This is a genomic window from Pseudovibrio sp. Tun.PSC04-5.I4 (genome assembly GCF_900104145.1).
Classification (GTDB): domain Bacteria; phylum Pseudomonadota; class Alphaproteobacteria; order Rhizobiales; family Stappiaceae; genus Pseudovibrio.
In genome coordinates, this window is record NZ_FNLB01000006.1 from 1,128,388 (window position 1) to 1,142,152 (window position 13,765).

The 13,765-nt window shown below is 50.9% G+C and carries 13 protein-coding genes; 5 read left to right on the forward strand and 8 right to left on the reverse strand.

The genetic code is table 11. The features are described 5' to 3' along the window. Positions 1-55: 55 nt before the first annotated feature. From BLS62_RS10230 to BLS62_RS10240, 3 genes are read left to right on the forward strand one after another with little or no spacing between them, the layout of a single operon-like run. The gene (locus tag BLS62_RS10230) at positions 56-958 is read left to right on the forward strand and encodes an ABC transporter substrate-binding protein (protein ID WP_208990800.1); all 903 of its coding nucleotides are present in this window, start codon (positions 56-58) and stop codon (positions 956-958) included. Then, positions 951-1,949 carry a FecCD family ABC transporter permease gene (locus BLS62_RS10235; RefSeq protein ID WP_093180193.1) on the forward strand — a complete coding sequence of 333 codons (999 nt, stop codon included), beginning with the start codon at positions 951-953 and terminating at the stop codon, positions 1,947-1,949. The genes BLS62_RS10230 and BLS62_RS10235 overlap by 8 nt, the downstream gene beginning before the upstream one ends. Further along, positions 1,949-2,710, forward strand: coding sequence for an ABC transporter ATP-binding protein (locus BLS62_RS10240; protein ID WP_093180196.1), 762 nt, complete (start codon positions 1,949-1,951; stop codon positions 2,708-2,710). The genes BLS62_RS10235 and BLS62_RS10240 overlap by 1 nt, the downstream gene beginning before the upstream one ends. An 11-nt stretch (positions 2,711-2,721) precedes the next feature. Here BLS62_RS10240 and BLS62_RS10245 read toward each other — a convergent pair whose 3' ends face one another. The 8 genes from BLS62_RS10245 to cofG all read right to left on the reverse strand — a co-directional run bounded on the left by BLS62_RS10245 (position 2,722) and on the right by cofG (position 10,147). Further along, entirely contained in the window at positions 2,722-3,351 is a 630-nt protein-coding gene (locus tag BLS62_RS10245; RefSeq protein WP_093180199.1) for a TetR family transcriptional regulator C-terminal domain-containing protein, read from the reverse strand. A gap of 256 nt (positions 3,352-3,607) precedes the next feature. Further along, a complete protein-coding gene (locus BLS62_RS10250; RefSeq protein ID WP_093180202.1) occupies positions 3,608-4,642 on the reverse strand; it encodes a TIGR03842 family LLM class F420-dependent oxidoreductase in 1,035 nt (344 codons plus the stop codon). A 32-nt stretch (positions 4,643-4,674) separates the two neighbouring features. After that, a complete protein-coding gene (gene npdG / locus BLS62_RS10255) occupies positions 4,675-5,343 on the reverse strand; it encodes an NADPH-dependent F420 reductase (RefSeq protein WP_093180206.1) in 669 nt (222 codons plus the stop codon). Further along, the gene (gene cofE, locus BLS62_RS10260) at positions 5,340-6,110 is read right to left on the reverse strand and encodes a coenzyme F420-0:L-glutamate ligase (protein ID WP_093180209.1); all 771 of its coding nucleotides are present in this window, start codon (positions 6,108-6,110) and stop codon (positions 5,340-5,342) included. The genes npdG and cofE overlap by 4 nt, the downstream gene beginning before the upstream one ends. Beyond that, a complete protein-coding gene (gene cofC, locus BLS62_RS10265; RefSeq protein ID WP_093180212.1) occupies positions 6,110-6,760 on the reverse strand; it encodes a 2-phospho-L-lactate guanylyltransferase in 651 nt (216 codons plus the stop codon). The genes cofE and cofC overlap by 1 nt, the downstream gene beginning before the upstream one ends. Continuing rightward, a complete protein-coding gene (gene cofD, locus BLS62_RS10270; protein WP_093180215.1) occupies positions 6,757-7,740 on the reverse strand; it encodes a 2-phospho-L-lactate transferase in 984 nt (327 codons plus the stop codon). The genes cofC and cofD overlap by 4 nt, the downstream gene beginning before the upstream one ends. Then, on the reverse strand, positions 7,737-9,011 hold the full coding sequence (cofH, locus tag BLS62_RS10275; protein WP_093180217.1) for a 5-amino-6-(D-ribitylamino)uracil--L-tyrosine 4-hydroxyphenyl transferase CofH: 1,275 nt from the start codon (positions 9,009-9,011) through the stop codon (positions 7,737-7,739). Before cofH ends, cofD begins: the two co-directional genes overlap by 4 nt. Beyond that, the gene (gene cofG / locus BLS62_RS10280; RefSeq protein WP_208990801.1) at positions 9,008-10,147 is read right to left on the reverse strand and encodes a 7,8-didemethyl-8-hydroxy-5-deazariboflavin synthase CofG; all 1,140 of its coding nucleotides are present in this window, start codon (positions 10,145-10,147) and stop codon (positions 9,008-9,010) included. The genes cofH and cofG overlap by 4 nt, the downstream gene beginning before the upstream one ends. Positions 10,148-10,989: 842 nt before the next feature. Here cofG and BLS62_RS10285 point away from each other — a divergent pair. Together BLS62_RS10285 and hydA are read left to right on the forward strand one after the other, a co-directional pair. Next, positions 10,990-12,261 carry a Zn-dependent hydrolase gene (locus BLS62_RS10285; protein WP_093180220.1) on the forward strand — a complete coding sequence of 424 codons (1,272 nt, stop codon included), beginning with the start codon at positions 10,990-10,992 and terminating at the stop codon, positions 12,259-12,261. Positions 12,262-12,304: 43 nt separating this feature from the next. Beyond that, positions 12,305-13,759: a dihydropyrimidinase gene (gene hydA, locus BLS62_RS10290; RefSeq protein WP_093180223.1), complete on the forward strand. Its 1,455-nt coding sequence runs from the start codon at positions 12,305-12,307 to the stop codon at positions 13,757-13,759. Positions 13,760-13,765: the final 6 nt, after the last annotated feature.

Below are 13,765 nucleotides of genomic sequence, written 5' to 3' on the forward strand. Positions count from 1 at the left end.
GTTTCAGCTCCTTCTCGAAAGCCTGTGCTAAGTTCGGGAAGGAGCTGGCGAACCGTTGGACGGGTCTCTTTTCAAGGTCATGATGCGAAACAAAATAAAAAAAACCGTGCAGGCAGCACTGCTGATATTGCTCAGCATCAGCGCTACCCCCGCGCGTGCAGACCGGCTAGAGACACGCTATCCTGAGCGCGTTGTTTCCATGAATCTTTGCACCGACCAGTTTGCCATGTTGCTTGCCAGCGAGAGGCAGCTCATTTCAGTTTCCAAACTTGCGTCCAATCCGATGCTGTCTGTTATGAGTGAAGCTGCCAAACGCTATCCGGTGAATTTTGGGGGAGCGGAAGAAATCTATCTGATGAACCCTGACCTGGTCATCGCTGGCACATACACCAACCAAACCACGGTCGAGCTACTACGTGGCTTGGGTATAGAAGTGGTACAGGTTCCTCCGGTTCGCACCATCAATGATATTGCATCAGAATTGCGCAGACTGGGAGGGCTTTTGGGTCGCCAGCAACGTGCGGAAGAACTCGCCAGCGACTTTGAACAAGCCATCACAAAGGCCGTCGAGGCGCAGCCGAACAGGAAGCCACGCGCCGCAGTTTACTACGCCAACGGCTATACAGCGGGGGATGGCAGTCTCGTCAATGAGATCATCAAAACCTCAGGTCTTCAAAACATTGCAAATAATCTCGGATTAAAGGGCACCAGCAAATTGCCACTGGAACAACTGATCCTCGAAAACCCACAGGTGTTGGTAGAGGGAACCCAGTTTTCCGATAAGCCTGCACTGGCGTTCGAACTGCTGGCACATCCCGCTTTGCAACGAACTCTCGGCAACAGCGGTAAGGTTCTGGTAGAAGACAAATACACCATCTGTGGACTTCCATTCGTTACAGAAGCAATTAAGAAGCTGGCAAACCAAGCCGCACGTTTGGAACCCAATGAAAATGAATAGGCATCCAGACAGGCTGCTCATCAGTGTACTTACGCTCGTGTGCTTCAGTCTCTTTTTCACATCCCTGCTCATCGGCTCTGCTAATCTATCAATTGCACAGCTCATGCAAGCTGCGGTCTCAGTCGATGAAACTCCAATCTCCATTGTTTTTTGGGAAATTCGCGTTCCCCGCGCCATTCTCGGACTGATCGCAGGCGCAACGCTCGGCCTTTCCGGTGCCGTGCTACAAGGACTGCTGCGGAACCCACTAGCCGAACCGGGCCTGATAGGTGTGAGCTCTTCTGCAAGCCTGGGTGCCGTCATTGCCATTTACACAGGGCTAACGATCACCATGCCCTTTGCTCTCCCGGCCTTTGCGCTTATCGGGGCAGGAATCGCAGCGCTTTTACTGCCGATGCTGGCAGGGGGAAGAGGACAAACCCTGACGCTGATTTTGGCAGGTGTAGCCATCTCAAGCATCGCCACATCCCTGACGTCGCTGGCTCTAAACCTGTCGCCCAACCCGTTCGCCGCAATGGAGATTGTGTTCTGGATGCTGGGTTCGCTCAATGACCGATCTATGCAACATCTATACATAATAACGCCATTCATTCTGGTTGGTTGGACGCTGTTGTTGGTCACTGGCAGAGGCCTTAACGCACTCTCCTTGGGCGAAGAAACCGCACACACAATGGGCGTTTCGCTCCCACGGCTCCGCTTCTGCGCCATTGCGGGCACAGCAGCAAGCGTTGGCGCGGTGACTGCGGTAACGGGCACCATCGGCTTCATTGGGCTCATTGTCCCGCATCTGCTGCGCAAGTTTGTGGATGGCGAACCCGCTCGCTTGTTGGTTCCCAGTGCAATTGCGGGTGCATGTCTTCTGACTGCGGCGGATATCGCTGTGAAGTTATTCGGGCCACAATCCAACCTGAAACTTGGTGTGCTCACCGCAATTGTCGGAGCTCCATTTTTCCTCTGGTTGATCATAAAACAGCGCAAGGCCCTGATTTGATGGTACTTCAACTCAAAGATCTCACAGTCAACTACGGTCAAAAACTGGCGATCAGCTCGGTGAACCTGACGGTGAAGAGTGGCGAGATCGTCGGCCTTATCGGGCCCAATGGCTCTGGCAAGTCCACGCTCATGAAAGCAGCCGTAGGTCTCCTGCCATCAACAGGGCAGGTCACGTACAGCGGAAAGCCTCTGCGCAGCATCAAGGCAAAACAGCTTTCAAAGTATGTTGCGTACATGGCGCAGGAGCGTGACATCGCTTGGGACCTCACTGTCGAGCGCATTCTCGCTCTGGGGTGTGAGGCAGTTGGCGGTTCTGTGAGGTTGGCCGCACAAAGGCAGAAGTTTGAGGAAATCATCACCCGCCTTGGTTTGGAAAGCATCAGAGCCTCCTCAATCCTTCAGGTCTCGGGCGGTGAGAAGGCAAGGGCACTTCTGGGCCGCGCATTGATGCAGAATACACCACTAATCATTGCAGATGAACCAACCGCAGGTCTGGACCCGGAACATCAATTGGAGCTTCAGGACATATTTCAGGATCTACAGAAAACCGGTACATCCATGCTTGTAAGCCTGCATGATTGGACCTATGCAGCTCGGCTATGCACCAAACTGGCAATGCTGAAGAACGGAAAGCTGGTTGCCTACGGAACCCCGGCAGAGGTGCTGACTGAGGAGAGGGTACGGCAGGTCTACCACGTAAAAGCGCACATCACCCAAACTGAATTCGGGCCAGTGATCACTCCAACACAGCTGATATAAACAATGAGGCCTTAGTCCGGTGTCAGGATTTTACGGAACATCCGGTCCAGATAGGCGGCTGCATCCACAAAGCGGTCCTTGCCTTTGTCATCAGGAAGAAGCGTCTGCACCTGACTGTCAAAATCCGCGTAATGCTGTGTTGTTGACCAGATCGAAAACAGCATGTGGTACGGGTCTGTATCTGCGATCTTGCCAGCGTCAATCCATCCCTGAATAACAGTTGTCTTGTCATCGACGAGCGCTTTTAAAGGCCCTGCGATCAGGGACTTGATGCGCGGTGCTCCCTGCAAAATTTCGTTGGCAAACAGCCGGCTTTCGCGCGGGTAATCGCGGGCCATTTCAAGTTTGCGACGAACATAATCGCAAATCTCTTCAATCGGCTCACCCACCGGGTTGAGCTGGTGCAGCGGATCAAGCCAGATGTAAAGCAAGCGCTCAATCAGTTCAGCATGGATGGCGTCTTTGCTGTCGTAATAATAAAAGAGGTTCGGCTTGGACAAACCGGCTTGCTGAGCCACCTGATCGATGGTGGACCCACGAAACCCATAGGTAGAGAAAACATCCAGCGCAGCAGCGAGGATCTTTTCAGTTTTCTCTATCTGAATCCGTGTTTTACCTTTTGCTTCAGAAGCTTTAGCCATTGTCTCTTCCAGACTACGAAGGGCGCCAAATTCTAAATTAGATATTCGACATAAATAAGTTAGTTAGCACCTACGAAAACACAGGGCGGATATCAAGCCAAACACCAGCAGAAAAGTCACAATGAGCCAACTCACCGGAAAATATGTTGTTTTTGTACAATAAAGCGTAGTCCTGAAAAGTGGACCCGGTTTGCGAATAAGAATACGCACCAAATGAAAAAGGCCGAGTTCAATATAGAACCCGACCTTCATTGGATTAACCTACAGTTTCAAGGGTCTTGGCATTTTCTGCCTCAAACACAGGAATGATCTTTTCGCCATAGTCCGCGATGATCTTTTCTTCATCACCACTGTCCAGATAGATATTGAACTGTGTGACGCCTGCATCTTTCAACTGGTTTAGCTTCTTGATGTGGTTTTCAGGTGGGCCGAGAACTGCAAAGCTTTCAACAATATCATCGGTAATGAAGTCAAGGAACGGATTGTCGCTCTGACCATGCTTGGAGTAGTCGTAGCCGCGACGGTTCTCAATGTAGGATGTCAGGCTCGAAGGAACCTGATCCGTGTTAGAGCCGTACTTCTCCACGATGTCTGCCACATGGTTGCCCACCATAGCCGGGAACCACTTGGTCTTTTCAATGCCTTCTTCCAGTGTACCGGTATGTGCAGGGGCGGCAGCCATAATGCCGAACTTGCTCATGTCACGGCCAGCGTTTTTACCAGCAGCAACAGCTTGGTCACCAAGCCACTTACAAATGCCCGGTTCGGCAATTTGGAGGATAAGACCATCACCAACGCGGCCAGCAGAATCCAGCGCCTTAGGACCGTAAGCTGCAACCCACACAGGAAGCTCATAGCCGTTTGCCCATGGGAACTTCACTGGCTCAGGACACTCACCGTATTGCGCTTCTTCACCGCGGATAAGCGCTTTCACAACATGGGTGAACTCTTCCAGGCGCTTCAGCGGAGCAGGCTTCTTGCCCATCACACGCACAGCACTGTCACCACGGCCAAGACCGATGTCGAAACGACCATTGGACTGCTTGGCAAGAGAGCCGAACAGGCTTGCAGCGTGAGACCAGTCACGGGTGTTTGGGTTGGTCACACAGGGGCCAAAGCGCATGGTGGTGGTATGTTCCATACACATTGCCATGGCAACGAAGCTTTCGCGCCAAAGGATGTGGCTGTCGTAAAACCAGCAATACTTAAAACCAGCGTTTTCAGCTTGGCGAACCAGTGCTCTTGCGCGATCAGGTTCTACAAACCCTTTAAAACAAATACCAAAATCCATGAGTTCTCTCCTCCTCATTTGTGAAAATATGATTAGTGATCAGGTGCCCAGATGCGGATGCCCGCATGCGTGAAGGGCACAGCTTTGGAAATATTCTGACGAATTAAAATAGGGGTGATGGCCTCAATACAGCGGGCAGCCTTGGCATTGCCGCTGTTAAAAGTCTGCACATCCAGCTTTTTAACCAGCTCCATCACAACCTTACGGGCTGGAAGGCTGTCACCGCAGACCAAAATATCGCAGTTGATCGCCCAATCCAGATTGTTCAACGTAGTCGCAGAAACGTTATGCAACGCTCCGACAACTGGGATATCTGGACCAAGAAGGGCTTGTGCAGCTTCAGTGGCAGAACCTTCCGGGGGCATCTCAACCGTCTTCGGATCACCCGGCGCAAGAGGAACGACGATATCGATAAGGATCTTACCAGCCAAATGCGGCTTCAGTGCTTCAAGTGTCACGTTATGTGCAGCATAAGGCACAGCCAGCATTACGCATTCGCTCGCCGCAGCAACGGCTGCCTCATTGCCCATACCATCAATTTTGGCGGAGCCCGCAGGTAACTTGGTCATCAGATCATCGGCAATTTCTTTACCGCGTGCTGCATCCCGGGAGCCGAGTGCAACAGGAACACCTGCACGGGCAAACCTGAGTGCAAGCCCCTGACCCTGTGGTCCAGTTCCTCCGATAATAGCTAATGTCATCGGAACATGTCCTCCTTCTTTGATCTAATTAAATCTTGTGCGCAGCTCTCCGTGGACTGCCAATTGAGTCCGCGGAAAAGCACCACTGGCGTTTGTCCTGATTTGGTAATCACGAGCCCGGACGCAGCTGCCAGCTCATCAGCAAAAGCGGGTTCGGTAACACTCAGCATCCGTCCATGAGCGTCCGTATTGCCTTGTTCTTTTATGGTCGCGGGAACACCGCTGAGTCCAACTGTCACATTCACCTGGCCTAGTCGCCATGGACGCCCAAACGTATCTGTAATTGCAAAGCCGATCCGGGCATTGAAACGTTTTGAAAGTGCCTCCTGCATACGTTTGGCACTTGCGTCCGGGTCTTTGGGCAACAAAATCAGCGTCTCGTCTTTTCCGCTGTTGGATTCGTCAACTGCAGCATTGGCAGAAATAAATCCCAGATTATGCTCACAAATCATCGTCCCTTCAGGCTGATTGGGACGCTTGAAATGACGAACAACGCGGATGGATTCCTGCAAGATCACTTCCACTTTGCGAGCGTCTTTGCTCAGCTCATCCGCATAGCGCAGCGCCTCTTCAGAGGGCGTCACATCAGCCAGCGAAACAACACGGCCTTCTGCTTTGGAAAATATCTTATGAGCGGAGGTGAGAACGTCGCCATCTTGCAAAGACAAGCCAGCTGCCTCGATGGCATCACCAAGAATGGCAGCGAGATCATCCCCCGGTTGGATCTCAGGAATATTCGGAATGGCGTGTAGCGAAAGTGTATGCATCAAACAGCTCTCCGATCAGAGATTTTCTCCAAAAGCTGAGGCAAATGCTGGGTTAGATCTTCCATACGGTCTACGTCTTTTGAAAAGGGAGAGGAGGGTGCAATCACACAATCAATGTTGCGTGCTGCGGCTTGCGTTTGATGCTTGAGGAACGAATTGCTGCCATATGTGAACTCAATCGCATCTGGTGGTGTTGCGATCAGCACGTTAGTCCCGTAATCAAGCGCCGGGCAAAGCACGACGGATTTGGCAGAGGGACGCAGACCTAACAGCCGGTCAAACTCGCTTATATCCGGTGCTGCTATGTCGGCAGGCAGGACACAAAGGGTCGTGTAGGACCGTTCAATTGCCCAACTTGCCGCAAAGCTTAAAGCTTCATTGAGCCCGGTCTCAAAGCCCTCAAAAATCAAATGCAATCCCTGCGTATTTACATATTCCGCAATATCAACAGAGCTGGTTACCACTGCAATATCAAAGGGAACGCCGCTTTGTTGTTGAGCGGCCATTAAAAAGGTAAGGGTCTGAACAAACAGTTCTGCTGCGACTTCAGCGCGTTGATTTGAATCCAGATGGTCTGAGAGCCGTGTCTTTGCGCGGCTCAAATCTTTCATCGGCACGACTACGAGTGTTTGCGAGGTGGCATCAGTCATGCGCGCTGCTCCACACTTTCAGCTCCAAGCGTGTCCAGTACGCCAGAAACAGCAAGTAGCTCAGCAGCCAACCGCTTCTTGTCTTCCAATGTTTTCATTAGGATGGTGTCGAAGTGTGTACTAAGGCCAAGCGCGTTAATGGCTGATGCATGCGTTTTATCGAGATGGTCAAGGACAAAGCAATCCAAAAACTCGGCGTAAATCCGAGCAACACCAAGCGCAGTTGCGTCATGCCCCATGGACGCCAACATCTTGTCCGCAGGACCCTTCACAACGCCGCCATTGATGATCGGTGATACGCCAATTTTCGGCGCTTTTGCGGCTTTGATAGCCTCCAGTATGCCCGGAACCATCATGATTGGCAGGATGCTAACGAGAGGATTACTCGGTGCAACAACAATAAGGTCAGCACCCGCAATCGCACTCAGGGCTTCCTCGGTTGGTGTTGATTGCTCAATCCCATCGTAATGCAGTTTCAATACATCTGGTGCGCAGTGCTCTTTGACGAAATACTCCTGAAAACTCAACCAACCCGATGCGGTTCGTACTTTGGTTTGAACCGTGTCATCCGTTGGCAAAATCAAGTTGCACGTCAGGCCAAAGCTCTTGGCAATGTCAGCGGCGATATCAGTCGGGCGGTCACCGTTGTGACGGCGATTGGTGCGGTAGATATGAAGACCAAAATCCCGGTCACCTAGCGACATCCACGTATCCTTACCGAGCTTGCTCAAAGTCTCCAATGCACGGTGGCCTTCATCCGCAACACCCCAGCCTTGCTGCCGGTCAATTTCGCCAGCCAGCGTGTAGGTGAGAGTATCGATATCAGGTGACACCCAAAGCCCGTGAAAGGCTTCATCATCTGCAATGTTGCCGATGATTGAAAGCTCTACATTTTTAAGGTTGTAAAGACCTTCTGCCATCTTTGCGCCACCGACACCGCCAGCAATTAATACTACCTTGATTGCACCACCTAGGCTCATTCAACACCCCCAACAACTTTGGTGAGAGCAGGTTCACTCTCATCCAAAAAATAGAGAAGGCTTGAGTTGACGCGGGCCACAAGCGGTGCTTGCTTTTTCGGCAGGCCCTCGGAAAAATCGTTCAGCACATCGTAAACCGTATTGCGCTGTATAGGCGTTTTTCTGGCGTCCTGAATAACCTGACACATCTCAAAGGCAGTGATCTCCTGCCCATGGTCAGCACCAGCAGAGCGAGAGATGCTTTCGTTCATCAACGTGCCGCCCAGATCGTTGACGCCGCAGTTCAACAAATCAGAGGCAAACTCAGCGCCAAGCTTTGTCCAGGAGACCTGAATATTATCAATCCAACCATTGAGGATGATCCGCGCAACTGCATGCATCTTACGTACTTCAAGATCGGTTGGGCCGGGACGAACTTTGTCTGGATTATCAGTAAACAGCGGACTTTCAGAGTGCACGAAACTCAGAGGCACAAGCTCAGTAAATCCGCCTGTGTCTTTCTGAATATCCCGCAGCAAAGTCAGGTGCGCCGCCCAATGCTCTGGCCCATCAATATGACCGTACATAATGGTCGCGGTGGTTGGAATGCCAACCGTATGGGCGGCCTTGATGATCTCAACCCATTTTTCGGTGCTCAGCTTGTTACGGGTGAGCTGCTGGCGAATATCAGTGTCCAGAATTTCTGCCGCTGTGCCGGGCATGGACCCCAAGCCGCAATCCTTCAAGTCCTGAAGGAAATCCTCGTAACTTTGTTTGGTCTTTGATGCGCCATACCAAATCTCAAAAGGTGAGAACGCGTGGATGTGCATATCTGGCAAAGCTTTTTTGATCGCCAGCACAATCTCGCGATAATAGGTGCCAGACATTTTGGGGTGTAGGCCGCCCTGAATACACACCTCAGTCGCACCGCGAGTCCACGCTTCTTGTGAGCGAGCGACGATCTGCGCAGGTTCAAGCCATTCGGCTTCCGGGTCTTCCGTGCGTTTGGCAAAACCACAAAATTTGCAGCCCATGTAACAAACATTAGTGAAGTTGATGTTCCGATTGACCACGAACCCGACTTGATCGCCATTCGCCCGTTGCCGTAAAGTGTCTGCAACATACGCAATAGCCGGGAACTCGGCAGCACTGGCGCGAAACAAGCATTCGCCTTCAGCCTGTGAAATTTCAATACCAGCAAGGGCTTTACTCAAAATATCGGAGATAGGTGCACTCAATGGATGAGACGTGAGCCTATCAGAAGTTGATTTCGGGAAACTGTGAAGGGTCATACAGATCCTCCTGTCTGGAGCGTAGCAGAGGTATTCATTTGTTCCCAAAGCCCTTGCGATTTTGAAAGAACGGTTGGATCCACGAACTCGGATTTTTCCGCAAGATAACTTGGGTAAACGGCAAGGCGTTCTTCAAGCGTCTGGCCCGCGAGCTGAGTTGATTTGGAAAGTTCGTCAATCACTGGCCAGCGATGCTGCGGATTGATGAAATCGATGGTTACAGGTGAGATCCCGCCCCAATCATTGATCCCTGCGCCAAGGTATTCCATGTGCCGCTCACTCAGGTTTGGAGGGGCTTGAAGGCTGATGTCAGGAGAGAGGATCAGGCGCGCAACAGCCAGTGTGCGCAGCATGTCGTCAAGCGTGGGCTCAGGATGGTTTTCCATGCCAATACCCGGTTTTCGTTGGAAATTCTGGATGATAACTTCCTGAATGTGACCGTATTGAGCATGGCTTTCATTAATGGCCTCAAGCGCTTCAATGCGCTCCTCCCATGTCTCACCAATGCCAATCAACAGACCAGTCGTAAATGGTATTTTTTTCTGACCGGCTCGCTCAAGCGTACGCAAACGTTGAACTGGAGATTTGTCGGGGCAAGCAAAATGCGGCTGGCCTTCCTTCATCAGCCGTTTGCTGGTGGTTTCCAGCATCATGCCCATGGAGGCCGCGTAGGGACGAAGCTGATCAATTTCGTCATCGCTAAGAGTACCCGCATTCACATGCGGGAGCAGGGTGGTTTCAGAGAGGACCATCTCGCAAGCATCCGCCAGATAGCTGGTCATGGAGTTGTAACCAAGCTGGGCCAAGGCCGCTTTTGCTTGCTCGTATCGCAGCTCAGGTTTTTCACCAAGGCTGAAAAGCAATTCCTTGCAGCTGGTCGCCTCTCCGGCACGTGCAGTTTTCATCACCTGTTCAAGCGTCATAACGTTGGCTTCGGGAGAACTGGGATGCTTTACGAAAGTGCAGTACGTACATGTATCGCGACACATATTGGTCAGCGGTACAAAAACCTTACGGGAGTAGGTGACTGTATTGCCCCAATACTGTTTTTTTAACCAAACGGCCTGTTGCATCAGATTAGCTAAATCTGTGCCCCGTGCGTTTCCCAGTTGTCGTGCTTGATCAGCTGTCAGCATAATTTTTTACCTCTCGGTCAAAAAAATATCCGCAACTACCGGTTAGTCAAGTATGAAATATCTACTAGAGTGAATATTTGTGCTGCGCTGCAAATAAAATGAGCATGAATACAAGCTTATTTCATCACCTAAACTTCATATATAACAATAGTTTCTCCCATTTATAATTGTAGTCGCAAGTGCAAACAAACCTTGATGCGTAAATATTTTGCAGCACATGCAAAAATATATGTCTTTTAAAACTGCCGGTTTATTTTGTAAGCAAATAGACGGAGTTTGATTCTAGCGAAATCTTGAATTTTCATCGGTTTGACTTAGGAAACTGTGGAGTTTTTATGCCTTTTCCATCTGATTAAACGTTTTGAAAGAAGGCATCTAAGTGTTTTACCCATTGGAATATCACAAGAAATTCGGAATTCACCTGATGAAAATGATCCATTTCTGATGGTGGGTTGACAGATAATTGACTGTTTGGTCCAATTTGCCTCAAGTTTTGGGAGGGGAGTATCCAAGGTTTAAGCTGAATCCAATTGTTGCATGAGCAGGAATGCTCTGCGAGACTGCTACTACTATTCCAAATGGGAGAAATAACCCTGCGGGAAAACTATTAAGTTGAATTTGAAGAGGTTTTGGAGCCCTAAAAGAAGGGCTCATTACTTCACAGGTTCAAGCGTCTTTTTGATGCAACTTGGCTTAGATCCTGAGAAAATCCTCATCAGTTTTCAAAGGCAATTGCTCTGTTTGGAGCGGAAATAGGCATGGCTTGCCCGCTGAATTTGAATAATCACGGGGACGGGCAATCCAAATAAAGCGGCGTCGAGATGACGTTATCGGAGAGACCTATGAGTAGACTTGGCGCAAATCATCGCATTAACGGTGATCGATTGTGGAACAGCCTGATGGAGATGGCCCTGATCGGACCTGGCGTCCGCGGTGGCAACAACAGGCAAACCCTCACGGATGAAGACGCCGAGGGCCGCAAACTCTTCACCAGATGGTGTGAAGCGGAAGGCATGACCATGCATATTGATAGCATGGGCAACATGTTTGCACGCCATGAGGGAGAGGACCCAAGTCTGGATCCAATCATGATTGGGTCGCATCTGGATACCCAGCCAACTGGCGGCAAGTATGACGGTGTTCTGGGTGTGCTCGCAGGTCTGGAAGTGATCCGTTCTATGCGTGAGCGCGGCATAAAAACCAAACGCTCGATTGAGGTTGTAAACTGGACCAACGAAGAAGGAACACGGTTTGCGCCTGCCATGCTGGCTTCTGGCGTATTTGCAGGCACGCATACACAGGATTGGGCCTATGCCCGTGAAGATGCAGAAGGAAAAACCTTCGGTGATGAGCTGAAACGCATCGGTTATGTTGGCGACGAACCAGTTGGTGCACGCAAACTGCATGCAATGTTTGAGCTTCACATCGAGCAGGGACCAATTCTGGAAATTGAAGAGAAAGACATTGGCATCGTCACCCATGGTCAGGGGCTCTGGTGGCTTCAGGTCACGTTAACGGGTAAAGACAGCCACACCGGTTCGACCCCAATGCCAATGCGTAAAAATGCAGGTCTGGGTATGGCGCGCATTACCGAGTTGGTGCACCAGATTGCCATGGAAAACCAGCCGGAAGCCGTTGGTGCAATTGGTCATTGTGATGTCTATCCGAACAGCCGCAACGTGATCCCCGGTAAAACCGTTTTCACTATTGATTTCCGCTCTCCGCATCAAAACATTCTGGATGGAATGAAAGCCAAACTGGAAGCTGAAGCACCAAAAATTGCAGCTGACCTAGGTCTTCAAATTGAGATCGAAGCGGTGGGCCATTTTGATCCGGTGACGTTTGATGATGGATGTGTGTCTGCCATTCGTGCAGCTGCCAAGCGCCTTAGCTACTCACATCGCGATATTATTTCCGGAGCAGGGCACGATGCCTGCTGGATCAACCGTGTCGCACCAACTGCAATGATCATGTGTCCATGTGTAGGTGGCCTCAGCCACAATGAGGATGAAGAGATCTCCAGAACATGGGCAACAGCAGGCGCTGATGTGCTGTTCCATGCAGTGCTGGAATACGCTGAAATGAAGCAGGATGCTTCAGAGCCGGCGGAATAACCCTCAAAGATCATTGGCCTATTAAAGTTGAGAGACCAACAGTATGACCACAGTGATTAAAGGCGGCACCGTTGTAACTGCCGACAGAACTTACAAGTCCGATCTGCTGATTGATGGTGGCAAGATCATCGAAATTGGCGAAAATCTCAGTGGTGACAAAACACTGGATGCCTCTGGCTGTTATGTCATGCCGGGCGGCATCGACCCGCATGTGCATCTGGAAATGCCGTTCATGGGAACGCATTCTGCAGACAACTTTGAAATCGGCACCAGAGCAGGCCTGGCTGGCGGAACAACCATGGTGGTGGATTTCTGTCTACCAGCACCCGGCCAGTCCCTGATGGAAGCCCTTGCCATATGGCAGCAAAAATCAGGCGCAGCTTGCTCGGATTATTCCTACCATATGGCTGTCACATGGTGGGGCGAGCAGGTCTTCAATGAAATGCAGGAAGTGGTCGATCGCGGCATCAACACGTTCAAGCATTTCATGGCCTACAAAGGCGCCTTGATGGTGGATGACGACGAGATGTTCGCCTCCTTCCAGCGCTGTGCAGCTTTGGGAGCCATGCCGCTCGTACATGCCGAAAACGGCGATATTGTCGCGACCATGCAGCAAAAATTGCTGGCAGAAGGCAACAGTGGACCCGAAGGACATGCCTACTCTCGTCCGCCAGAAGTTGAAGGCGAAGCAGTCAACCGCGCAATCATGATCGCAGATATGGCAGGCGTTCCGCTATACATTGTGCATACAAGTTGTGAGCAGGCTCACGAGGCCATTCGCCGGGCCCGCCAGAAGGGTATGCGGGTTTATGGCGAACCTCTGATCCAGCACCTGACATTGGACGACAGCGAATACGCAAACCCGAATTGGGATCATGCAGCGCAACGCGTTATGTCGCCTCCATTCCGCAATAAAATGCATCAGGATAGCCTTTGGGCCGGTCTTCAGTCTGGTTCCTTGCAGGTTGTTGCAACAGATCATTGCGCCTTTACGCTGGAGCAAAAACGCTTTGGTCTTGGTGACTTTACCAAGATCCCCAATGGCACAGGCGGTCTGGAAGACCGTATGCCAATGTTATGGTCAACTGGTGTTCGTACAGGTCGTTTGACTATGAACGAATTCGTTGCTGTCACATCCACCAATATCGCCAAAATTCTGAATATGTATCCTAAAAAAGGTGCAATTCTTGAAGGGGCGGATGCCGACATCGTTGTTTGGGATCCAAACCGTTCAAAAACAATAACTGCATCCAATCAGCAATCCTGCGTCGAATACAATGTATTTGAAGGCAAGGAAGTTGTTGGTTTGCCGCGCTTTACGCTCACCCGCGGAAAAGTAGCGATTGAAGAGAGTACGGTTAAAACCGAACCTGGTCACGGTGAATTTGTTGCCCGCGAGCCCAATGCTGCGGTCAATTCGGCTCTATCGCAATGGAAGGAGATTACAGCGCCGCGCAAAGTTGAGCGTCGGCCTGAACTCATGCCTGCAGGCGTTTAGCCTGAC